Origin of the sequence: Acetobacter fallax, assembly GCF_011516735.1 — a bacterium.
In the GTDB taxonomy this organism is placed as follows: domain Bacteria; phylum Pseudomonadota; class Alphaproteobacteria; order Acetobacterales; family Acetobacteraceae; genus Acetobacter; species Acetobacter fallax.
On record NZ_WOSX01000134.1, the window covers coordinates 1 to 895 of the forward strand.

Below are 895 nucleotides of genomic sequence, written 5' to 3' on the forward strand. Positions count from 1 at the left end.
ACCTGTTCGATCGGGTTTAGGTCTGGCGAATATTTTGGCAGGAGGATCAGGCGCGCGCCGACCTGTCGGATAGCTACCCGTGCTGCCTTGTTCTTGTGGCTGCCGAGGTTGTCGGCGACCACGATGTCACCGGGCCTGAGCGTTTGCACAAGTTCGTTTTCGACGTAGAGGCGGAAGCGTTCGCCGTTGATCGGGCCATCGAGCAGCCACGGTGCATCAATCCGATCGACCCGCAGGGCGGCAATAAAGGTCATGGTGTTCCAATGACCCCAGGGCACTTTGCCCCGGAGCCGTTCGCCGCGTGGTGCCCAGCCGCGCAGCGGCGCCATATTGGTTTTGGTCCAGGTTTCATCAATGAACACCAGGCGGGCGGGATCGATGAGGTGTTGATATTTTCGCCATTGTGCCCGTCGCCGGGCGACATCAGGACGGTCCTGTTCGGCCGCGACGAGCGTTTTTTTTGAAGCTGAGCCTCTCATCGTGGACGAACGCCCAGACAGAGCGGTAATCGACCTTGAGTCCGCGCCCGGCAAGTTCGGCGACCAGGCCCCGCAGCGTAAAATCTCCCGCATTGCAGCGCTCGATCAGCCACTCTCGATGCACACCCCTCAGCCGTTTCGGCTTATGGCCACCCATCTGGCCAGCAGAAACGCTGCCGGTCCGCCGAAAACTCTGCATCCACCGGATCGCGGTGCTGGGGGCTACGCCGTAACGCTTCGCTGCCTCGTGGCAGGACAGGCCATCTGTTTCCACGGCAGCTACAATCCGCTCGCGAAGATCCATCGAATAAGGACGCGCCATCCATGCTGGCCTCCAATCCAGCCAGATGGTTGAATCAGATTTCAGCCAATCTGGGTACCCATATTCCGATTCAGCCCAAAATCATCAGGCTCTA

The 895-nt window shown here is 59.8% G+C and carries 1 pseudogene; it reads right to left on the reverse strand.

Annotation, left to right across the window (positions count from 1 at the left end):
* A pseudogene (locus GOB85_RS18840) lies at positions 1-801 on the reverse strand (IS630 family transposase); the annotation flags it as partial.
* Between the last annotated feature and the right edge of the window lie 94 nt (positions 802-895).